This window comes from Pseudomonas sp. R4-84 (assembly GCF_054130985.1).
In genome coordinates this window covers 3,428,095-3,448,675 of sequence record NZ_CP096390.1, presented here as the reverse complement: position 1 = coordinate 3,448,675, position 20,581 = coordinate 3,428,095, and the positions used below count along the sequence as shown (strand labels likewise).

General features: G+C 59.9%; 19 protein-coding genes. 3 read left to right on the top strand and 16 right to left on the bottom strand.

What is annotated here, in order from left to right; all coding sequences use genetic code 11:
- Positions 1-38: 38 nt before the first annotated feature.
- The 11 genes from M1D68_RS15520 to M1D68_RS15470 form a co-directional block, all read right to left on the bottom strand.
- Positions 39-713: a NuoB/complex I 20 kDa subunit family protein gene (locus tag M1D68_RS15520; protein ID WP_039592874.1), complete on the bottom strand. Its 675-nt coding sequence runs from the start codon at positions 711-713 to the stop codon at positions 39-41.
- 10 nt (positions 714-723) lie between these two features.
- Positions 724-1,137: an NADH-quinone oxidoreductase subunit A gene (locus M1D68_RS15515; RefSeq protein WP_030141323.1), complete on the bottom strand. Its 414-nt coding sequence runs from the start codon at positions 1,135-1,137 to the stop codon at positions 724-726.
- Between the two features lie 662 nt (positions 1,138-1,799).
- A complete protein-coding gene (gene aceA / locus M1D68_RS15510; protein ID WP_018925513.1) occupies positions 1,800-3,125 on the bottom strand; it encodes an isocitrate lyase in 1,326 nt (441 codons plus the stop codon).
- Positions 3,126-3,581: 456 nt separating this feature from the next.
- A complete protein-coding gene (locus M1D68_RS15505) occupies positions 3,582-4,343 on the bottom strand; it encodes a secretin N-terminal domain-containing protein (protein WP_457967514.1) in 762 nt (253 codons plus the stop codon).
- Between the two features lie 240 nt (positions 4,344-4,583).
- Positions 4,584-5,009, bottom strand: a complete 426-nt coding sequence (locus M1D68_RS15500) for a GNAT family N-acetyltransferase (protein ID WP_420765869.1) — start codon at positions 5,007-5,009, stop codon at positions 4,584-4,586.
- Positions 5,002-6,168, bottom strand: coding sequence for a ribosomal protein uL16 3-hydroxylase (locus M1D68_RS15495; protein WP_420765870.1), 1,167 nt, complete (start codon positions 6,166-6,168; stop codon positions 5,002-5,004). Before M1D68_RS15495 ends, M1D68_RS15500 begins: the two co-directional genes overlap by 8 nt.
- A gap of 84 nt (positions 6,169-6,252) precedes the next feature.
- Positions 6,253-7,623: an adenylosuccinate lyase gene (gene purB, locus M1D68_RS15490; RefSeq protein WP_420765871.1), complete on the bottom strand. Its 1,371-nt coding sequence runs from the start codon at positions 7,621-7,623 to the stop codon at positions 6,253-6,255.
- Between the two features lie 124 nt (positions 7,624-7,747).
- The gene (gene hflD, locus M1D68_RS15485; RefSeq protein WP_039592880.1) at positions 7,748-8,371 is read right to left on the bottom strand and encodes a high frequency lysogenization protein HflD; all 624 of its coding nucleotides are present in this window, start codon (positions 8,369-8,371) and stop codon (positions 7,748-7,750) included.
- A complete protein-coding gene (gene mnmA, locus M1D68_RS15480; protein WP_420765872.1) occupies positions 8,368-9,492 on the bottom strand; it encodes a tRNA 2-thiouridine(34) synthase MnmA in 1,125 nt (374 codons plus the stop codon). Before mnmA ends, hflD begins: the two co-directional genes overlap by 4 nt.
- A gap of 59 nt (positions 9,493-9,551) precedes the next feature.
- On the bottom strand, positions 9,552-9,998 hold the full coding sequence (locus M1D68_RS15475) for an NUDIX hydrolase (protein WP_434606544.1): 447 nt from the start codon (positions 9,996-9,998) through the stop codon (positions 9,552-9,554).
- 212 nt (positions 9,999-10,210) lie between these two features.
- Complete coding sequence (locus M1D68_RS15470) at positions 10,211-12,436, bottom strand: NADP-dependent isocitrate dehydrogenase (protein WP_457967510.1); 2,226 nt, start codon at positions 12,434-12,436, stop codon at positions 10,211-10,213.
- Between the two features lie 480 nt (positions 12,437-12,916).
- On the opposite strand from M1D68_RS15470, the gene icd reads away from it, so the two are divergent.
- Positions 12,917-14,173 (top strand): NADP-dependent isocitrate dehydrogenase, encoded by a 1,257-nt coding sequence (gene icd, locus M1D68_RS15465; RefSeq protein WP_030141334.1) that lies wholly within the window; start codon positions 12,917-12,919, stop codon positions 14,171-14,173.
- Between the two features lie 73 nt (positions 14,174-14,246).
- Here the strand turns inward: icd and cspD are convergent, their stop codons facing one another.
- A complete protein-coding gene (gene cspD, locus M1D68_RS15460; protein ID WP_434676257.1) occupies positions 14,247-14,561 on the bottom strand; it encodes a cold shock domain-containing protein CspD in 315 nt (104 codons plus the stop codon).
- A gap of 227 nt (positions 14,562-14,788) precedes the next feature.
- Here cspD and clpS point away from each other — a divergent pair, with 227 nt between their 5' ends.
- Complete coding sequence (clpS, locus tag M1D68_RS15455) at positions 14,789-15,151, top strand: ATP-dependent Clp protease adapter ClpS (RefSeq protein WP_030141336.1); 363 nt, start codon at positions 14,789-14,791, stop codon at positions 15,149-15,151.
- 29 nt (positions 15,152-15,180) lie between these two features.
- The gene (clpA, locus tag M1D68_RS15450) at positions 15,181-17,451 is read left to right on the top strand and encodes an ATP-dependent Clp protease ATP-binding subunit ClpA (RefSeq protein ID WP_305495539.1); all 2,271 of its coding nucleotides are present in this window, start codon (positions 15,181-15,183) and stop codon (positions 17,449-17,451) included.
- A gap of 237 nt (positions 17,452-17,688) precedes the next feature.
- Here the strand turns inward: clpA and infA are convergent, their stop codons facing one another.
- The 4 genes from infA to trxB form a co-directional block, all read right to left on the bottom strand.
- Entirely contained in the window at positions 17,689-17,907 is a 219-nt protein-coding gene (infA, locus tag M1D68_RS15445) for a translation initiation factor IF-1 (RefSeq protein ID WP_002553999.1), read from the bottom strand.
- A 157-nt stretch (positions 17,908-18,064) separates the two neighbouring features.
- Positions 18,065-18,772 carry an arginyltransferase gene (locus M1D68_RS15440; protein WP_420765876.1) on the bottom strand — a complete coding sequence of 236 codons (708 nt, stop codon included), beginning with the start codon at positions 18,770-18,772 and terminating at the stop codon, positions 18,065-18,067.
- 56 nt (positions 18,773-18,828) lie between these two features.
- Positions 18,829-19,509 (bottom strand): leucyl/phenylalanyl-tRNA--protein transferase, encoded by a 681-nt coding sequence (gene aat, locus M1D68_RS15435; RefSeq protein WP_420765877.1) that lies wholly within the window; start codon positions 19,507-19,509, stop codon positions 18,829-18,831.
- 69 nt (positions 19,510-19,578) lie between these two features.
- Positions 19,579-20,538: a thioredoxin-disulfide reductase gene (gene trxB, locus M1D68_RS15430; RefSeq protein WP_457967506.1), complete on the bottom strand. Its 960-nt coding sequence runs from the start codon at positions 20,536-20,538 to the stop codon at positions 19,579-19,581.
- Positions 20,539-20,581 lie beyond the last annotated feature (43 nt).

The window sequence follows — 20,581 nt, the reverse complement described above, 5'->3', positions numbered from 1 at the left end:
AAGCCAGGTTCTCGTTTCTTCTACAGAGCAGAGCTGGATCAGACTTCGTCGGGGCTGCGCAGATTCGTGACTGCGATTCGCTGTTCGCGGCGCTGTTCCTTTTGCGACGGCATGTCGGCGCGATAGACGCCTTGATCACCGACGACCCAGGACAGTGGGCGACGCTCCTGGCCGATGGATTCCTGCAGCAGCATCAAGCCTTGCAGGAACGCTTCGGGGCGGGGCGGGCAGCCGGGCACGTAGACATCCACGGGGAGGAATTTGTCGACCCCCTGGACCACGGAGTAAATGTCATACATGCCGCCGGAGTTGGCACAGGCGCCCATGGAAATGACCCACTTGGGTTCCAGCATCTGTTCGTACAGGCGCTGGATGATGGGGGCCATTTTCAGGAACGGCGTACCGGCGATAACCATGAAATCCGCCTGGCGCGGCGATGCCCGGATCACTTCGGCGCCAAAGCGCGCGATGTCGTGGGGCGCCGTGAAGGCGGTGGTCATTTCCACGTAGCAGCACGAAAGGCCGAAGTTGTACGGCCAAAGGGAGTTCTTGCGACCCCAGTTGACCGTGCTGTTCAGCACGTCTTCGAGCTTGCCCATGAAGATGTTCTTGTGGACTTGATCTTCTAACGGATCGGCGACGGTTTCCCGCTTGCCGATCGGATATTGCTCGTTAGGAGCATCGGGGTCGATCCTGGTGAGATTGTATTGCATTGCCAAAGCCTCATTGTTTCAGCTTCGCTTGCCGCTTGCGCCGAGCTTCCGGAGCCCAATCAAGAGCTCCCACCCGGTAAAGGTAGACAAGACCTGCCAACAGAATTGCTATGAAAACGAGAGCTTCGACGAATCCGGTCCAGCCGCTTTCGCGGACGGACACAGACCAGGCAAAGAGAAAAAGGGCTTCGATATCGAAGATCACGAAGAGCATCGCGACCAGATAGAATTTGGCTGAGAGCCGCAAGCGGGCGCCACCGGTAGGCAGCATGCCGGACTCGAACGGTTCATTCTTGCTGCGGCCCCAGGCTTTTGACCCGAGCAGGCTCGACACGCCGAGCATGAAGGCACACAGGCCGACGACGCCCAGAAGGAAAATGGCAAAGCCCCAATTGTGGGCCATGAGTCCTGTCGCTTCGGGCATGCTGGAAATCCTTAACAGAGAGCAAAGGTCTCTGAGCTTCAAAAAGAAATAACGCAGTGACGATATGTCGCAGCAATCAATCGCGGTGATTTTATGGCTAAACACCGGGCAAGTAAAATTCCAATGGCGAAATTATTTATTGGGATAAGGACATAGTACGTCTCCACGGTCCCGCAGCCCCGGCCCCATGGGGATTGGCTGTTGATACCTCAAAAGAATTTCGTTTCATATGTAACAATGAAAGCGCCTTCAAATGATAATTATTACTGTTTGGCTGCGCGGCACCGCAGGTAGTCGATGCAACAACTGAGAACTTGTCTTATATAGCCGTGATGGCAGTTGTCAGCGCTGGCCGTTTTACTCTTTTTCTGACTGCCCGATACTGCGTTCGATCAATTTTTTTGCTTTTCCTGTGGGGCGCTTCCTTAAGGCTTGTCTGGATCCCTGTGGCGAGGGAGCTTGCTCCCGCTTGAGTGCGAAGCGCTCACAAAAAGGCTGCTGCGCAGCCAGCGGGAGCAAGCTCCCTCGCCACAAAATCCTTTCATGTGACGACATTGCTGCCAAAGCATAGGCAAAAAAAAGCCCCGAACCAGTCGGGGCTTCAGATCGTCGGCTTTGCGGTTAGCTTTTATTCGGTCCGCAAGGGCCGTTTGCTCGATGGATCAGTGGAATTGTTCTTCTTCGGTCGAGCCGGTCAGCGCGGTTACGGACGAGGTGCCGCCCTGGATCACGGTGGTCATGTCGTCGAAGTAGCCGGTGCCGACTTCCTGCTGGTGGGCCACAAAGGTGTAGCCTTTGGCGGCGTCAGCGAATTCCTGCTCTTGCAGCTTCACGTAGGCGGTCATGTCGTTGCGGGCGTAGTCGTGCGCCAGGTTGAACATGCTGTGCCACATGTTGTGGATGCCGGCCAGGGTGATGAACTGGTGCTTGTAGCCCATCGCGGACAGTTCGCGCTGGAACTTGGCGATGGTCGCGTCGTCCAGGTTCTTCTTCCAGTTGAAGGAAGGCGAGCAGTTGTACGACAGCAGTTGGTCCGGGTATTCCTTCTTGATCGCTTCGGCGAAGCGACGGGCTTCGTCCAGGTCCGGCTTGGCGGTTTCGCACCAGATCAGGTCGGCGTACGGGGCGTAGGCCAGCCCGCGGGCGATGGCCTGGTCGAGGCCAGCGCGTACTTTGTAAAAGCCTTCCTGGGTACGGGTGCCGGTGACGAACGGCTGGTCGTACGGGTCGCAGTCCGAGGTCAGCAGGTCAGCGGCGTTCGCGTCGGTACGGGCCAGGATGATGGTCGGTACGCCAGCAACGTCGGCCGCCAGGCGAGCGGCGGTCAGCTTCTGTACGGCTTCCTGGGTAGGAACCAGTACCTTGCCGCCCATGTGGCCGCATTTCTTCACCGAGGCCAATTGGTCTTCGAAGTGAACGCCGGCGGCACCTGCCTCGATCATGCTCTTCATCAGTTCGTAGGCGTTCAGTACGCCGCCGAAACCGGCTTCGGCATCAGCCACGATAGGTGCGAAGTAGTCGATGTAGCCTTCGTCGCCCGGGTTCTTGCCGGCTTTCCACTGGATCTGGTCGGCGCGACGGAACGAGTTGTTGATGCGCTTGACCACGGTTGGAACCGAGTCCACTGGGTACAGCGACTGGTCAGGGTACATGGATTCGGCGGAGTTGTTGTCCGCAGCCACTTGCCAGCCCGACAGGTAGATCGCCTGGATACCGGCCTTGACTTGCTGCACAGCCTGGCCGCCAGTCAGGGCGCCCATGCAGTTGACGAAGTCTTTCTCGGGGCGGAAGGAAGGCTTGGCGCCCTGGGTGACCAGGTTCCACAGCTTCTCGGCGCCCATTTTCGCAAAGGTGTGTTCAGGTTGAACCGAACCACGCAGACGGACGACGTCAGCAGCGGAATAATTGCGCTTCACGCCTTTCCAGCGCGGGTTTTCAGCCCAGTCTTTTTCAAGGGCTGCAATTTGCTGTTCGCGTGTCAGTGCCATGGAGATAAACCTCGTCGCATAGGTCTGGGGTGGAAAATTCCTGCTCCTGCCGACCAGGGGTTGGCGTACAAGTCGGTTCAGGCGGGGAGGCGACGGGATGAACGATGGGCTCGAGGGGAAAGTGAGCAGGTAGAGGCGAACTGCGGGCGCATTCGGGCGTCGTGGGCCTTTATACGAACTCAGAGTGATGCCGGGTTACCTAGTTACGCTTCCGTCCCTCGGGACAACTTCGTTCCAGTCGCAACCTCGTCAAACACACCTTGTGGGCGGTACAGACACGAATCGGCTCGCAGGGTGGTTGCAAGCATCGACCCGAAGGCCCTTGCCAGGGCCCCTGATTAGCGGGAGCGAGGCCATCATGCCTTCGGTTTTTTGGCTCGTCAAACGTTTTGTAGTGCTTTTTTTCAGGCACTACATCTTTGGTCTAATACGACTCATCAGTCAGTTTTTGGTGCTTCAGTTCAGGGTGTCGACCTTCACCCGCAGAATCATGTCATCCCGGCCTTGGGTCGAGTAGCTGCGGGTCAGGCCTCGTTTGTCGGCTTGAGTCTGGCGGTTCACCCCAGCGAGGGTGATCCATTCGCCGAGGCGCCCGCTGACGGTTGTGTCGGTGCTTTGCACGTTCACTACATCTGGACGTTCCTGGCTCATGCGGTCACGGTTGGTGCTGATACTCAGGTGAACGGTCTCGCCAGTGACACTGGCGGTGACATAAAAACCTTGGGTGACGTTGCGGTATTCGGTCTGGCTTTGCATGCGACCGTAGCCGTCGGTCTGGTTGCTGGTGAATGGCACGCTCTGACCGACCTGGATGAGCGCCGGCTGGCCTTCGCTGGCCTGGATCTGCTGCACGCCGCCCTCACGGCTGGCGGTGCTGCGGTTGATGATGCGCGTCTGGCTGGGCGCGGCGCCGTTGATCGAGTAGCCCTGGTCGCCTTGCAGGTTGTTCTCGTTGGTGTCGACGGTGATCAGCAATCGCTTGGGAGCGGTGTCCAGTTGCGCCAGGAATTGCCGGAGTTCTTCGATCTTGCCCGGTTCGGCATTCACGATCAGTTGGTTGCCGTAGGCGCTGACCTGGCCATCCTTGCCGAGGAAATTCTGTGCCACCGGCAGTAGATCCGCGCTGGTGCGGTAGTTCAGCGGTACGATTTCGGTAGCGGCCATGACTGACAGGCTGCAGCCGAGCAGCAGGGTGGTCAGCAAGGTGCGTAGGGACATGTCCATTTCTCCGCGAGACAAAGGCTAGATATTGCCAGTTTGTCGGCCCCGGGTGGGGCAAGTTGAATGGTAGACGGCAAAACGCCCCGGCATCGGTGGATGGCGGGGCGTTTTGTGGATGGCTTTAGGGCCTCATCGCGAGCAAGCTCGCTCCCACATGGGGCCGCGGGTGTACGCGATTCACAGGTTCACCGCTGGCCCTGTGGGAGTGAGCTTGCTCGCGATGGCCGCGCCGGGGTTTCAGGCCGAGCGCCGCACCATGTCCACATGGGGAATGCCGGCCTCGAGGAATTCCTCGCTGACCACCGCAAACCCCAGTCGCTCATAGAACGGCGTGGCATGGACCTGGGCGCTGAGCATCTGCTGTTGCAATCCGCGTCTCTCGGCCTCGGCGATCACTGCATGCATCAACGCATCGCCGACCTTCAGGCCGCGCCAGTCCTTGAGGACCGAGACGCGACCGATATGGCCGTCAGTCAGCAGCCGCGCGGTACCGATGGGGAAGTCGCCTTCGAAGGCCAGGAAATGCACGGCGTCTTGGTCATCCGAATCCCACTCCAACTCTGGGGGTACGGATTGCTCGGCAATGAACACCGTTTCACGAATGCGCCGGATCTCGGCGTTATCCTTTTGCCAGTCTGCGACACGAACGTGAATTTTATTCATCGGCGAACCCCAGGCTGCCTTGTTTGACCAATTCGTGGATAAGGCCGCGGCCTTCTTCATCGTCCAGCCATGGGCCGAGGTTTTCGATGTGCAGCGCGTCGGCGGCGCAGATCATCTTCAGCAGGTCCCGCAGCTTGCCCGGCAGATAGCGGCTCTGGCCGCTGGCGAACAGCAGCAGGTCGTCGTCGACTTCCGACCAGGCCAGGCGCGCGCTCGGGTTGCGGATGATCACGGCGCCTTGTTCCAGGCCAGCCAGCAAGTCGTCTTCTTCCAATTCCGGGCCCACCACCAGTTCCGGGTAGCGGGGTTCGGTCATGAACTGGCCGAACCAGGTCAGCAGCAAGCGCTCATCGCTCATGTGCTCGGCCAGAAGGCCTTTGAGGCGGTCCAGGGCGTCGTGCTGGATCTGGTGCGGGTCCGCGACGGGGCGTGCGTCGGCGTCGGTGTAACGCTCTTCGTCCGGCAGGAACTGGCTGAGGAAGTCGGTGAAGTGGGTGAGCACTTCGGCCGCGCTCGGCGCTCGGAAGCCGACCGAGTAGGTCATGCAGTCATCCACGGCGACACCGCAGTGGGCCAGGCGCGGTGGCAAGTAGAGCATGTCGCCGGGTTCCAGGGTCCACTCGTCGGTGGCCTCGAAATCGGCGAGGATGCGCAGGTCCGCATGGGGCAGCAGCGGGCTTTCGGAGTCGCACATCTGGCCGATCTTCCAGTTGCGCTTGCCATGGCCTTGCAACAGGAAAACGTCGTAGTTGTCGAAGTGCGGACCGACACCGCCACCCGGGGCGGCGAAGCTGATCATCACGTCGTCGATGCGCCAGCTCGGCAGGAAGCGGAAATGCTCCAGCAACTCGCTGACTTCGGGGACGAACTGGTCGACCGCCTGCACCAGCAGCGTCCACTCGCGCTCCGGCAGCTTGCTGAATTCATCTTCGGCGAACGGGCCGCGACGCAACTCCCAGGGACGCTCGCCGTGCTCGATCACCAGGCGCGATTCAACCTCTTCTTCCAGCGCAAGGCCGGCCAGTTCGTCGGCATCGATCGGGCTTTCGAAGTCAGGAATCGCCTGGCGGATCAGCAGGGGTTTCTTCTGCCAGTAATCGCGCAGGAACTCCCGTGCCGTGATGCCGCCCAGGAGTTGCAGTGGAATATCAGGATTCATGTGTAACCTATTGAAAAAATATACTTTTCAGACGCGAATAAAAACGCCCGGCGCGGCCGGGCGTCTCAAAGGTAAAGCGATGTGTCAAATGCGCTTGGCTTGTGCCGCCGCGTTGCCGATGTAGCTGGCCGGGGTCAGCTTCTTCAGCTCGGCCTTGGCTTCGGCAGGCATGTCCAGGCCATCGATGAAAGTCTGCAGCGCTTCAGGGCTGATGCCCTTGCCACGGGTCAGCTCTTTGAGCTTCTCGTACGGGTTTTCGATGTTGTAGCGACGCATCACGGTCTGGATCGGCTCGGCCAGGACTTCCCAGCAGGCGTCCAGGTCGGCGGCGATCTTCTGCTCGTTCAGTTCCAGCTTGCCGATGCCCTTGAGGCTGGCCTCGTAGGCGATGACGCTGTGGGCAAACCCTACCCCCAGGTTGCGCAGCACGGTGGAGTCGGTCAGGTCGCGCTGCCAGCGGGAAATCGGCAGCTTACTCGCCAGGTGCTGGAACAGCGCGTTGGCGATGCCCAGGTTGCCTTCGGAGTTTTCGAAATCGATCGGGTTGACCTTGTGCGGCATGGTCGAGGAACCGATCTCGCCGGCGATGGTGCGCTGCTTGAAGTAACCCAGGGAGATGTAGCCCCAGATATCGCGGTCGAAGTCGATCAGGATGGTGTTGAAGCGTGCGATCGCATCGAACAGCTCGGCGATGTAGTCGTGCGGTTCGATCTGGGTGGTGTACGGGTTGAAGCTCAGACCCAGTTCGTCTTCGATGAAGGCGCGGGCGTTGGCTTCCCAGTCGATGTCCGGGTAGGCCGACAGGTGGGCGTTGTAGTTGCCCACGGCGCCGTTGATCTTGCCCAGCAGGGGCACGGCGGCTACCTGGGTGATCTGGCGCTCCAGGCGGTAGACGACGTTTGCCAACTCCTTGCCCAGGGTGGTCGGCGAAGCCGGTTGACCATGGGTGCGCGACAGCATCGGCACGTCGGCGAAGCGGATCGCCAGCTCGCGAATGGCCTGGGCGATCTGGCGCATCAGAGGCAGCAGCACATCGTCACGGCCTTCGCGCAGCATCAGGGCGTGGGACAGGTTGTTGATGTCCTCGCTGGTGCAGGCGAAGTGGATGAACTCACTGACGTTGGCCAGTTCCGGCAGCTTGGCCGCCTGCTCCTTGAGCAGGTACTCGATGGCCTTGACGTCGTGGTTGGTGGTGCGCTCGATCTCTTTGACGCGCTCAGCGTGCTCCAGGGCGAAATTGTCGGCCAGAGCGTTCAGCACTGCGTTGGCTTCGGCGGAAAAGGCCGGAACTTCACCAATGCCAGGGTGGGCGGCCAGGCGCTGGAGCCAGCGCACTTCAACCAGGACACGGGCACGGATCAGGCCGTACTCGCTGAAAATAGGGCGCAGGGCCTGGGTTTTGCCGGCGTAGCGGCCGTCTACAGGGGAAACCGCAGTGAGCGAAGAGAGCTGCATGGGGTGTTCTCGGACAGTCGGGCAACGAAATGGGGCGCGTATCATACATGAAAATCAGCGCCGGTCCGTCGCCAACTGACCGGCGTGTTACGCGTAAAGAGGTACAAAAGCAGGTCGAGGCGACTTATTCGTTGCGCATCAACGGGTAAAGCTCTTTCAATAATTTGCGTCGGCTGATCACCAGTTGCCAACGATGGCCGCCCAGCTGCCGCCACAGCCGTGCCGAGCGGATCCCGGCGAGCAGCAGGGCGCGGATCTTCGAGGCGTTGCTCGGTTGCTGCAGGTTGCGCATGTCGCCATGCACCTGGATGCGCTGGCGCAGCGTGCTCAAGGTGTCCTGGTACAGCGCGCCGCATGCGGCGATCACGTTTTCGTGGGACGGGCCGAAATGCTCGACCTGGGATTGGATCTGCGGCAAACGATTGCCGATGGTTTCCAGCAGGTCGTCACGCTTGGCCAACTGGCGCTCCAGGCCCAGCATCGACAGGGCGTAGCGCAGCGGTTCGCGTTGCAGGGCGCTGGGGTCGCGCTCCAGGGCGCCGATCAAGGCGCGGTAGCCTTCGCGCAGGTTCAAGTCGTCGCCACCGTAGACCTCCAGGGTGTCCTTGGGGTCGCGTACCAGCAGGCTGCCGAGCATGCAGCCCAGGCCGGCCTCGGTGGCCTGGCCGGTCTTGGCGATCCGGTCCACCAGCACGGCGGCCAGGAAGACGCCGCCCAGCGCCGTCAGTTGTTCCTGGATTGGCGTCATGCCTTGCTGCTCCATGGCTCGGCGACTTCGATCACGCCGCCGCCCAGGCAGATTTCGCCGTCGTAGAACACCACCGACTGGCCGGGCGTGACCGCGCGCTGCGGGTCATCGAAGGTGGCGCGGTAGCCTGTGGCGGTTTTTTCCAGGGTGCAGGCCTGGTCGCTCTGGCGATAGCGAACCTTGGCCGTCAGGCGGCGCGGTTCACTGAGGTCGATCGGGTTGACCCAATAGATGTCCGAGGCGAGCAGGGCACCGGAGAACAGCCACGGGTGGTCGTTACCCTGGCCAACGATCAGCTCGTTGTGCTCCAGGTCCTTGACCAGCACGTACCACGGCTCTTCGCCGGCGTCCTTCAACCCGCCGATGCCCAGGCCCTGGCGCTGGCCAATGGTGTGGTACATCAGGCCATGGTGGCGGCCGATGACCTCGCCTTCGGTCGTCTTGATCTCGCCCGGCTGCGCCGGCAGGTATTGCTTGAGGAAGTCGCTGAAACGGCGCTCGCCAATGAAGCAGATCCCGGTGGAGTCCTTTTTCTTGGCGGTGGCGAGTTGGTGCTTCTCGGCGATCGCGCGTACTTCGGGCTTTTCCAGTTCGCCGACCGGGAACAGGGTCTTGGCGATCTGCTCGCCGCCAACGGCATGCAGGAAGTAGCTCTGGTCCTTGTTCGGATCCAGGCCCTTGAGCAGTTCGGTACGGCCGTCGATGTCGCGGCGGCGCACGTAGTGGCCAGTAGCGATCAGGTCGGCGCCTAGCATCATGGCGTAGTCGAGGAACGCCTTGAACTTGATTTCGCGGTTGCAGAGGATGTCCGGGTTCGGTGTGCGACCGGCCTTGTATTCGGCCAGGAAATGCTCGAACACGTTGTCCCAGTACTCGGCGGCGAAATTCGCGGTGTGCAGCTTGATGCCTATCTTGTCGCACACGGCCTGGGCGTCCGCCAGGTCGTCCATGGCGGTGCAGTATTCGGTTCCGTCGTCTTCTTCCCAGTTCTTCATGAACAGGCCTTCCACCTCATAACCCTGCTCGATCAGCAGAAGGGCGGAAACGGAAGAGTCCACGCCACCGGACATGCCGACGATGACGCGTTGCTTTGGGGTGTTCGAAGAGGCTGGATCACGCATAGGAATTCAATGAGTGTCTTGAAAAAGGACGCGATTCTATCAGGCCCGGGCGCGCAAGGCTAAAGAGAAGGGCGGATAAGCTCCAGGCTATGGCGATGGCCGGCCAGGTAATCGTCGATGCAACGGATGATGAGCTCGCTGCGCCAGCGGTCGCGCTGCTCGAGCAATTCGTCGCGGGTCAGCCATTTGGCGCCTAGGATGCCATCGTCCAGTTGATACTCGGGGTGGAGTTTCAGGGCCTTGGCGGCGAAGCAGACCCGCTGGTAGGTCACGCCGTTGCTGGGGGCGGTGTACAGATAGATGCCTGTTACGCTGGTGGGCTCTACGTCCCAGCCGGTTTCTTCTAGGGTTTCGCGCACGGCGGCCTCGATCAGTGTTTCGTTCGGATCCAGGTGGCCGGCGGGCTGGTTGAGCACGGCGCGCCCGCCCTTGGATTCCTCGACCATCAAGAAGCGGCCGTTGTCTTCGACAATGGTGGCGACGGTGATGTGGGGGTTCCAGTCCATGGGGAGTCCTCGATTTCAGGTTGGAATGCCGGCCTCTGTGGGAGCGAGCTTGCTCGCGATAGCGGTGGGTCAGTCAATATCAATGTCGAATGCTACATCGCAATCGCGAGCAAGCTCGCTCCCACAGGGGAATATATTGTCAAGGGAAATAGGATATGCCAGAAACACAAACCCCGGCACAAGGCCGGGGTTTGTGGTGCTTGCTTACAACCTTACACCAGCGCAGCAATCGCCGCGTTGAAGGTGGCGCTTGGACGCATGGCCTTGCTGGTCAGCTCGGGGTTGGCGAAGTAGTAGCCGCCGATGTCCACGGGCTTGCCTTGCACGGCATTGAGTTCGGCAACGATTTTTTCTTCGTTGTCGGTCAAGGTCTTGGCCAGGGTGGTGAATTGCGCCTTGAGGGCTGCGTCGTCATCCTGAGCGGCCAGTGCCTGGGCCCAGAACAGGGTCAGGTAGAAGTGGCTGCCGCGGTTGTCGATGCCGCCGACCTTGCGCGAAGGCGACTTGTTGCGGTCCAGGAACTCACCAGTCGCCTGGTCGAGGGTCTTGGCCAGCACCAGCGCCTTGGGGTTGTTGTAGGTCACGCCCAGGTGTTCCAGGGACGCGGCCAGGGCGAGGAACTCGCCCAGGGAATCCCAGCGCAGGAAGTTTTCTTCCAGCAGTTGCTGCACGTGCTTGGGTGCCGAGCCGCCGGCGCCGGTTTCGAACAGGCCACCGCCGTTCATCAGCGGCACGATGGACAGCATTTTGGCGCTGGTGCCCAGTTCCATGATCGGGAACAGGTCAGTCAGGTAGTCGCGCAGTACGTTGCCGGTCACCGAAATGGTGTCCTTGCCTTCGCGGGTGCGAGCCAGGGTGAACTTCATCGCGTCGACAGGCGACATGATGCGGATGTCCAGGCCGCTGGTGTCGTGGTCCTTCAGGTAGGCCTGGACCTTCTCGATCATCACGCCGTCGTGGGCGCGCATCGGGTCGAGCCAGAAGATCGCCGGGGTGGCGCTGGCGCGGGCACGGTTGACGGCCAGCTTGACCCAATCCTGGATCGGCGCGTCCTTGGTCTGGCACATGCGGAAGATATCGCCAGCCTCAACGGTCTGCTCCAGCAGGGTTTGACCGTTGTTGTCCGAAACACGAACCACACCGTCAGCCTTGATCTGGAAGGTCTTGTCGTGGGAGCCATACTCTTCGGCTTTCTTGGCCATCAGGCCAACGTTCGGCACGCTGCCCATGGTGGTTGGGTCGAAGGCGCCGTGTTGCTTGCAATCTTCGATCACCGCTTGGTAGATGGTGGCGTAGCAGCGATCCGGGATAACAGCCTTGGTGTCGTGCAGTTGGCCGTCGGTGCCCCACATCTTGCCGGAGTCACGGATCATGGCCGGCATCGAGGCGTCGACGATGACGTCGCTCGGTACGTGCAGGTTGGTGATGCCCTTGTCGGAGTTGACCATCGCCAGCGCCGGACGAACGGCGTAGACCGCCTGGATGTCGGCTTCGATCTGGGCCTGCTGCTCGGCAGGCAGGGCCTTGATGCGCGCGTACAGGTCGCCGATGCCGTTGTTCAGGTTGAAGCCGATCTGCTCCAGCACCTCGGCGTGCTTGGCCAGCGCGTCTTTATAGTACTCGGCGACGATCTGACCGAACATGATCGGGTCGGAGACCTTCATCATGGTCGCCTTCAGGTGGACCGACAGCAGGACGCCTTTCTGCTTGGCGTCTTCGATTTCAGCGGCGATGAAGTTGCGCAGGGCGTTTTTGCTCATCACGGCGCAATCGAGGATCTCACCGGCTTGTACGGTGGTTTTTTCCTTGAGGACGGTGGCAGTGCCGTCCTTGGCGATCAGCTCGATCTTCACGGTGCCCGCGGCGTCGATCAGGGCGGCTTTTTCGCTGCCATAGAAATCGCCGGCGCTCATGTGAGCGACGTGGGACTTGGAGTCGGCAGCCCAGGCGCCCATTTTATGCGGGTGCTTGCGAGCATAATTCTTGACCGACAGCGGCGCGCGGCGGTCGGAGTTGCCTTCGCGCAGGACCGGGTTCACGGCGCTGCCCTTGACCTTGTCGTAACGGGCGCGAGCGTCTTTCTCGGCGTCGGTGGTCACGGTTTCCGGGTAGTCCGGCAGTGCGTAGCCCTGGGCCTGCAATTCCTTGATCGCGGCCTGCAGTTGCGGCACCGAGGCGCTGATGTTCGGCAGCTTGATGATGTTGGCTTCAGGCGTGACGGCCAGGTCGCCCAATTCGGCGAGGTGGTCGGCTACGGCTTGGTCACCCAGTTGCTCGGGGAAGCTGGCCAGGATGCGTCCTGCGAGGGAGATATCGCGGGTCTCCACGGCGATATCGGCCGAAGCAGTGAAGGCTTCGACGATCGGCAGCAGCGAATAGGTGGCGAGGGCAGGCGCTTCGTCGGTGAAGGTATAGATGATCTTCGAGCGGGTGGGCATATTCGGATTAACTCTCTTCTTTGCTAAAGCATGCGCAGAAACTCGAGGGGCGCCGGGTAAGCGCGTTCGTTCAAAGTCATCCGTGAGCCGAATGTCGAGGTTTCTTCGCGGTGATGTTGGGTGCATCAGTCGAGCGTCAAGCGGTCGGGCCGCGGTAACGGTCCGGCTTTAAAGTGGCGGAAAGTCTCGTGATAGAGCCGTCAGCCGTCGTGACCCTGTGGTCAGCGGCGGCATTATACATAGGTAGCTGGCGATCTGCCGACGGTTCATAGACTTCCGTACACGTCCATTGGTCTAAACGTCGCAGGCCGGGGAGTTGGACTATGCTCGAATTTGGCGCTTTTCCCTTGGTTTTCAGGCTTGTACGCGGCGAACTTGATTAAATTGCCGGGGATGGGCCGAACGTAGGGTTTGCGTGCCGATACAACTGGGGTACGCTCGAACGCAGCCAGATGTTCAATCCAAGCAATGGAGTTCAGCATGGGGTATCAAAAGATTCAGGTTCCGGCCGTCGGTGACAAAATCACCGTCAATGCAGACCATTCTCTTAATGTTCCCGACAATCCGATCATCCCTTTCATTGAAGGCGACGGCATTGGCGTTGATATCAGTCCGGTCATGATCAAGGTGGTGGACGCTGCGGTCGAAAAGGCCTACGGCGGCAAGCGCAAGATTTCCTGGATGGAAGTTTATGCGGGCGAAAAAGCGACCCAGGTCTACGACCAGGACACCTGGCTACCCCAGGAAACCCTGGACGCGGTCAAGGATTACGTGGTTTCCATCAAGGGCCCGCTGACCACGCCGGTCGGTGGCGGTATCCGCTCGCTGAACGTTGCATTGCGCCAGCAGCTTGACCTGTATGTCTGCCTTCGCCCGGTGCGCTGGTTTGAAGGCGTCCCGAGTCCGGTCAAGAAACCGGGCGATGTGGACATGACCATCTTCCGCGAGAACTCCGAGGACATCTACGCCGGTATCGAGTGGAAGGCCGGTTCGGCCGAAGCCACCAAGGTGATCAAGTTCCTCAAAGAGGAAATGGGCGTCACCAAGATCCGTTTCGACGAAGATTGCGGCATCGGCGTCAAGCCGGTCTCCAAGCAGGGCACCAAGCGCCTGGCACGCAAGGCCTTGCAATATGTCGTCGACAATGACCGCGATTCGCTGACTATCGTGCACAAAGGCAACATCATGAAGTTCACCGAAGGTGCCTTCAAGGAATGGGCCTACGAGGTGGCGGCCGAAGAGTTCGGCGCGACCCTGCTCGACGGCGGCCCGTGGATGCAGTTCAAGAATCCGAAGACCGGGAAGAATGTCGTGGTCAAGGACGCCATCGCCGACGCCATGCTCCAGCAGATCCTGCTGCGCCCGGCCGAATACGACGTGATCGCGACCCTGAACCTCAACGGCGACTACCTCTCCGATGCCCTGGCGGCTGAAGTAGGCGGTATCGGTATCGCGCCGGGCGCCAACCTGTCCGACACCGTGGCAATGTTCGAGGCCACCCACGGCACCGCGCCTAAATATGCGGGCAAGGACCAGGTCAACCCGGGGTCGTTGATCCTCTCGGCGGAAATGATGCTGCGCCACATGGGGTGGACCGAGGCGGCCGACCTGATCATCAAGGGCACCAACGGCGCGATTTCGGCCAAGACCGTGACCTATGACTTCGAACGCCTGATGGACGGTGCCAAGCTGGTGTCGTCTTCCGGTTTCGGCGATGCGCTGATTTCCCATATGTAAGCGAAGCCTGAACACAAAAATGCCCGGTTCGAGTGATCGAAACCGGGCATTTTTTATGGGTTGGGGCCGGGCTCTAGTGGTCTTCGGTTACCCGCGGCTTGAGGCGGACCTTGATCGGTTCTGGCTTTACGCTGGCCTCGGTGCTGTTGGGGTCGACGTCCACGGCAACCGGGCAAATCTCAACGGCATGTGTACCCTTTGGCCCTTGTATCATGCAGAACGTCACCGGCTGACCTGCCTTCAGGGTTTTATAACCTTCCATCTGGATTACAGAGTAGTGAGCGAAGAGGTCTTCGTCCTTCCCGTCTTGGATAATAAAACCATAGCCCTTGGCGTTGTTGAACCACTTGACCTTTCCCTTGACTCGCATACTGGTGGTACCTGACATACCATTTTCCCTCTGCAACACACCCCTGCAACGGAGTATCATCCTGATCATCCGCTGTCGATCAAATAAGAAATCGGATTGACTTTGCGGACCTTTTTAACCCACGGTGGGCTCTATTGGTTGTAACACCGATTCACCGTTAGTCAAGGTGATCGGGCGGTAGCGGTTGAAATCGCTCGCAAGCGGCCCCATCACTGTATTTGCCAACTAAACGAACCTTTCTTTCCATGCATGCAATCAGCCAGATTCGACTAACATTCAATCAGGATCGCCCGGATCAACATGATGACGATTCAGCGGGCATTGCTGTTCAGGAATCAAAGCCCGCTTTACAGGCTCCACCGATGTACAAGGTGGTTTTGTTCAACGATGACTACACACCGATGGATTTCGTCGTCGAAGTGCTCGAGGTGTTTTTTAACCTGAATCGCGAGCTGGCGACCAAGGTCATGCTGGCCGTTCATACAGAGGGACGGGCAGTATGTGGTGTGTTTACCCGCGACATTGCGGAGACCAAGGCCATGCAGGTCAACCAGTACGCCCGGGAAAGCCAGCATCCGCTACTCTGTGAAATCGAGAAGGACGGTTAACGCCGACCACTTGGGTATGAGGTGAAGCCATGTTAAACCGCGAGCTCGAAGTCACCCTCAATCTTGCCTTCAAGGAGGCTCGTTCGAAGCGTCATGAATTCATGACCGTCGAGCACCTGCTGTTGGCCCTATTGGATAACGAGGCTGCCGCCACCGTTTTGCGTGCCTGCGGCGCGAACCTCGACAAACTCAAGCATGACCTGCAGGAGTTCATCGACTCCACCACGCCACTGATCCCCGTCCACGACGAGGATCGCGAAACCCAGCCAACCCTGGGATTCCAGCGTGTGCTGCAGCGTGCTGTCTTTCATGTGCAGAGCTCGGGCAAGCGCGAAGTCACCGGCGCCAACGTGCTGGTTGCCATTTTCAGCGAGCAGGAAAGCCAAGCGGTGTTCCTGCTCAAGCAACAGAGCGTTGCGCGTATCGATGTCGTCAACTACATCGCCCATGGCATCTCGAAAGTGCCGGGGCATGGCGATCATTCCGAAGGTGAGCAGGACATGCAGGATGACGAGGGCGGCGAGTCTTCTTCATCAGGCAATCCGCTGGACGCGTATGCCAGCAACCTGAACGAACTGGCTCGCCAGGGCCGTATCGACCCGCTGGTCGGGCGCGAGGCGGAAGTCGAGCGCGTTGCGCAGATCCTGGCCCGGCGCCGCAAGAACAACCCATTGCTTGTAGGCGAAGCGGGCGTGGGCAAGACCGCGATCGCCGAAGGCCTGGCCAAGCGCATCGTCGATAACCAGGTGCCAGACCTGCTGGCCAACAGCGTGGTGTATTCCCTCGACCTGGGTGCCTTGCTGGCCGGTACCAAATACCGGGGCGATTTCGAGAAGCGCTTCAAGGCGTTGCTCGGCGAACTGAAAAAACGTCCGCAGGCGATCCTGTTCATCGACGAAATCCACACCATCATTGGTGCCGGTGCTGCGTCGGGGGGCGTGATGGATGCCTCCAACCTGCTCAAGCCGCTGCTGTCCTCGGGCGATATCCGTTGCATCGGCTCGACCACGTTCCAGGAATTCCGTGGGATTTTCGAGAAGGACCGTGCATTGGCCCGGCGTTTCCAGAAGGTCGACGTGTCGGAACCTTCGGTGGAAGACACCATCGGTATCCTGCGTGGCCTGAAAGGGCGTTTCGAGTTGCACCACAGCATCGAATACAGTGACGAGGCATTGCGCGCTGCCGCCGAACTGGCGTCGCGCTACATCAACGATCGGCACATGCCGGACAAGGCCATCGATGTCATCGACGAGGCGGGCGCCTATCAGCGGCTGCAACCGGTGGAAAATCGAGTCAAGCGCATCGACGTACCGCAAGTCGAGGACATCGTCGCGAAAATCGCGCGGATTCCGCCAAAACACGTCACCAGCTCCGACAAGGAATTGCTGCGTAACCTGGAGCGTGACCTGAAGCTGACGGTGTTCGGCCAGGATGCGGCCATCGACTCGCTGTCGACCGCGATCAAACTGTCCCGCGCCGGGCTCAAGTCGCCGGACAAGCCGGTCGGTTCATTCCTGTTCGCCGGGCCTACCGGTGTCGGCAAGACCGAGGCGGCGCGGCAGTTGGCCAAGGCGCTGGGGATCGAGTTGGTGCGCTTCGACATGTCCGAGTACATGGAGCGTCATACCGTATCGCGTCTGATCGGTGCGCCTCCAGGCTATGTCGGTTTCGACCAGGGTGGTCTCTTGACCGAGGCAATCACCAAGCAGCCTCACTGCGTGCTGTTGCTCGATGAGATCGAGAAGGCGCATCCGGAAGTCTTCAACCTGCTGCTGCAGGTCATGGACCACGGTACGCTGACCGATAACAACGGGCGCAAGGCGGATTTCCGCAACGTGATCATCATCATGACCACGAACGCCGGTGCCGAAACCGCCGCGCGCGCTTCGATCGGTTTCACCCATCAGGACCACTCGTCCGATGCGATGGAAGTGATCAAGAAGAGCTTCACGCCTGAATTCCGCAACCGCCTGGACACCATTATCCAGTTTGGTCGCCTCAGTCATGAGGTCATCAAAAGCGTGGTGGACAAGTTCCTTACCGAACTCCAGGCGCAGCTCGAAGACAAGCGTGTGCTGTTGGAGGTCACCGATGCGGCGCGCAGCTGGCTGGCGGAAGGTGGTTACGATGTGACGATGGGCGCAAGGCCGATGGCTCGCTTGATTCAGGACAAGATCAAGCGTCCGCTGGCCGAGGAGATCCTGTTTGGCGAACTGGCCGAGCATGGCGGTGTGGTACACATCGACATCAAGGACGGCGAGCTGACCTTCGACTTCGAAACCACGGCCGAGATGGCTTGATCGTTAGCTGCAGCAAAATAAAAAGGCGCCGAAAGGCGCCTTTTTGCTGTCCAGCCCAAATCCTTGTGGGAGCGAGCTTGCTCGCGATGGCGGAGGATCGGTCAACATCAATACCGACTGTGACGACGCTATCGCGAGCAGGCTCGCTTCCACAGGATCTGTGTAATGTGGATGGTTGGAGCAAAACCCAGGCAAACAAAAACGCCCGACATGAGCCGGGCGTTTTGTATTGACTTGTTAGCGAGCGCGGTAAGTGATGCGCCCTTTGCTCAAGTCATAGGGCGTCAGCTCGACGCGCACTTTGTCACCGGTAAGAATACGAATGTAGTTCTTGCGCATCTTGCCGGAGATATGCGCGGTTACGACGTGCCCATTTTCCAACTCCACACGAAACATGGTGTTGGGCAGGGTGTCGACGACAGTGCCTTCCATTTCGAAGCTGTCTTCTTTCGACATGCAGTAAAGCCCTCGGTATCCAGTGAATGGCCCGGTGCAACTGCGCCAGGCAAAAGCGGCGTGCATTGTGCCCGAAAAAGGGGGGGCAAGCCAAGGGGTTCTTAGGAGTAACTCAATGAATGCGGCGCATGGATAAGGCGCAAACTACGAGCGGCCCCTAGTTCAGGACAACCCACCGCTGGTTGATCAACAATTCAATGGGCCGATATTGGGTCTTGTAGTTCATTTTTTTGCAGTTCTTGATCCAGTAGCCCAGGTACACCGCTTCCAGGCCCAGGCGCCGGCATTCGTTGATCTGCCAAAGGATCGCGAACCGTCCCAGGCTGCGCTTTTCCTCGTTGGGCTCATAAAAGGTGTAGACCGCCGACAGGCCGTTGGGCAGCAGGTCGGTGACGGCGATGGCCACCAGCCGCCCGTCGAGGCGGAACTCATAGAAACGCGAGAACGGCAGGTCGCGCACCAGGAAGGTCGAGAATTGGTCCCGGCTGGGCGGGTACATGTCGCCATCGGCGTGGCGCTGTTCGATGTAGCGCTGGTACAGGTCGAAATATTCTTCGCTGAACTGCGGTTTGGCCGGGCGCACCTGCAAATCGGCGTTGCGCTTGAAAATACGCTTCTGCTGCCGGTTCGGGGTAAAGCGGGCCACGGGAATGCGCGCCGGCACGCACGCATTGCAATGCTGGCAATGGGGCCGGTAGAGGTGATCGCCGCTGCGACGAAACCCCATCTCCGACAGGTCTGCATAGACATGCACATCCATGGGCTGGCTGGGATCGAGGAACAGGGTCGTGGCCTGCTCCTCTGGCAGGTAGCTGCAAGAGTGAGGTTGAGTGGCATAAAACTTCAAACGCGCCAACTCGGTCATGATCAACCCTCGGGATAAACTTCAATTCAAGTGTAAGCCAGGAGCGCGAATATCGCTCAGCAAACCCAGGTGGCATGGTTGGGTTGGTCCAGATGGGCCTTCAAGTAAGCCGCGAACTCGGTTCGCGGAATCGGCCGCGCGCCCAGGCTATGCAAGTGCTCGGTGGGCATCTGGCAGTCGATCAGGACGAAACCCGCCTCCTTGAGGTGTTGGACCAGGGTTGCGAAGCCGAATTTCGACGCATTGTCGGCGCGACTGAACATGGACTCGCCAAAAAACAACTGACCCATTGCCAAGCCATACAGGCCGCCGACCAGCGTGCCTTGATCCCAGACTTCCACGGAATGGGCGAAGCCGCGTCGGTGCAGTTCCAGATAGGCGGTCTGCATGGCGTCGGTGATCCAGGTGCCATCGGCATAATCCCGGGGCGCGGCGCAAGCCTGGATGACTCCGGCGAAATCCCGGTCGAACGTCACTTCATAGCGCTGCTTGCGCAATAGCTTGCCCAGGCTGCGCGATACATGCAGCTCGTCGGGAAACAGCACCGTGCGCGGGTCCGGCGACCACCACAGGATCGGCTGGCCTTCGGAGAACCATGGAAAGCAGCCGTGGCGATAGGCCTGGATCAAGCGGTCGGCGGACAGGTCCCCGCCGGCGGCGAGCAGGCCGTTGGGGTCGCGCATGGCTTTTTCCAATGGCGGAAAATCGAAAGTGTTGCGTTGTAACCAAGTCAGCATCGTTGTCCGGGCTTGCAGAAGGGGAGGGCGGGACTCCAGATAAGCCAGAGCCCGCCTAGAGGTTAACCGTCAAACGGCCGGGATGTCATCGAGATACTTCTCTGCGTCCAGGGCGGCCATGCAGCCGGCGCCGGCCGAAGTAATGGCCTGGCGATAGACATGATCGGCCACATCGCCAGCGGCAAACACGCCTTCGATGTCGGTGGCCGTGGCATTGCCGTCGCTGCCGCCGCGCACGATCAGGTAACCATCGCGCATCGTCAGTTGGCCCTGGAACAGGTCGGTATTGGGTTTGTGCCCGATGGCGATGAAGACGCCGGCCAGGGACAACGTGCTGGTTTCACCGGTCTCGCTGTGCCGCAGGCGCGCGCCGGTCACGCCGCTGGCATCGCCCAGGACCTCGTCCAGGTTCTGGTTCCAGTGCAAACGGATATTGCCATTGGCGGCTTTCTCGAAGAGTTTGTCTTGCAAGATCTTTTCCGAGCGCAACTTGTCCCGCCGGTGAATCAAATGCACCTCCTTGGCGATATTCGACAGGTACAGGGCTTCTTCCACGGCGGTGTTGCCGCCACCGACCACCGCCACCACCTGGTTTCGGTAGAAAAAACCATCGCAGGTCGCGCAGGCTGAAACACCTTTGCCGGCGAAGGTTTCCTCCGACGGCAGGCCGAGGTACTGGGCTGAGGCGCCGGTGGCGATGATCAGTGCGTCGCAGGTGTAGGTGCCGCTGTCACCGACCAATTCGAACGGACGTTGTTGCAACTTGGCGGTGTGAATATGGTCGTAGACGATCTGCGTGTCGAAGCGCTCGGCGTGCCGTTGCATGCGCTCCATCAGCACGGGGCCGGTCAGGCCTTCGACGTCGCCGGGCCAGTTATCGACTTCGACCGTGGTGGTGAGCTGGCCACCGGCCTGTATGCCGGTGATGACAACGGGTTTGAGGTTGGCACGGGCCGCATAGACAGCAGCGCTGTACCCTGCAGGGCCGGAACCGAGAATAATCAGGCGTGAATGCTTCGCTTCGCTCATAAAAACACCTCATAAGCCTTTGTCACAAAAGAGAATGCATGCT

Excerpts from the sequence above, each read along its gene's own strand:
- clpS (WP_030141336.1), top strand. The coding sequence starts at position 14,789 with ATGCATGCAATCAGCCAGATTCGACTAACATTCAATCAGGATCGCCCG.
- M1D68_RS15505 (WP_457967514.1), bottom strand. The coding sequence starts at position 4,343 with ATGTCCCTACGCACCTTGCTGACCACCCTGCTGCTCGGCTGCAGCCTG.
- M1D68_RS15520 (WP_039592874.1), bottom strand. The coding sequence starts at position 713 with ATGCAATACAATCTCACCAGGATCGACCCCGATGCTCCTAACGAGCAA.
- purB (WP_420765871.1), bottom strand. The coding sequence starts at position 7,623 with ATGCAGCTCTCTTCGCTCACTGCGGTTTCCCCTGTAGACGGCCGCTAC.
- M1D68_RS15500 (WP_420765869.1), bottom strand. The coding sequence starts at position 5,009 with ATGAATAAAATTCACGTTCGTGTCGCAGACTGGCAAAAGGATAACGCC.
- M1D68_RS15440 (WP_420765876.1), bottom strand. The coding sequence starts at position 18,772 with ATGACCGAGTTGGCGCGTTTGAAGTTTTATGCCACTCAACCTCACTCT.
- M1D68_RS15470 (WP_457967510.1), bottom strand. The coding sequence starts at position 12,436 with ATGCCCACCCGCTCGAAGATCATCTATACCTTCACCGACGAAGCGCCT.
- aat (WP_420765877.1), bottom strand. The coding sequence starts at position 19,509 with ATGCTGACTTGGTTACAACGCAACACTTTCGATTTTCCGCCATTGGAA.
- M1D68_RS15475 (WP_434606544.1), bottom strand. The coding sequence starts at position 9,998 with ATGGACTGGAACCCCCACATCACCGTCGCCACCATTGTCGAAGACAAC.
- M1D68_RS15515 (WP_030141323.1), bottom strand. The coding sequence starts at position 1,137 with ATGCCCGAAGCGACAGGACTCATGGCCCACAATTGGGGCTTTGCCATT.
- infA (WP_002553999.1), bottom strand. The coding sequence starts at position 17,907 with ATGTCGAAAGAAGACAGCTTCGAAATGGAAGGCACTGTCGTCGACACC.
- icd (WP_030141334.1), top strand. The coding sequence starts at position 12,917 with ATGGGGTATCAAAAGATTCAGGTTCCGGCCGTCGGTGACAAAATCACC.
- mnmA (WP_420765872.1), bottom strand. The coding sequence starts at position 9,492 with ATGCGTGATCCAGCCTCTTCGAACACCCCAAAGCAACGCGTCATCGTC.
- aceA (WP_018925513.1), bottom strand. The coding sequence starts at position 3,125 with ATGGCACTGACACGCGAACAGCAAATTGCAGCCCTTGAAAAAGACTGG.
- trxB (WP_457967506.1), bottom strand. The coding sequence starts at position 20,538 with ATGAGCGAAGCGAAGCATTCACGCCTGATTATTCTCGGTTCCGGCCCT.
- hflD (WP_039592880.1), bottom strand. The coding sequence starts at position 8,371 with ATGACGCCAATCCAGGAACAACTGACGGCGCTGGGCGGCGTCTTCCTG.
- clpA (WP_305495539.1), top strand. The coding sequence starts at position 15,181 with ATGTTAAACCGCGAGCTCGAAGTCACCCTCAATCTTGCCTTCAAGGAG.
- cspD (WP_434676257.1), bottom strand. The coding sequence starts at position 14,561 with ATGTCAGGTACCACCAGTATGCGAGTCAAGGGAAAGGTCAAGTGGTTC.
- M1D68_RS15495 (WP_420765870.1), bottom strand. The coding sequence starts at position 6,168 with ATGAATCCTGATATTCCACTGCAACTCCTGGGCGGCATCACGGCACGG.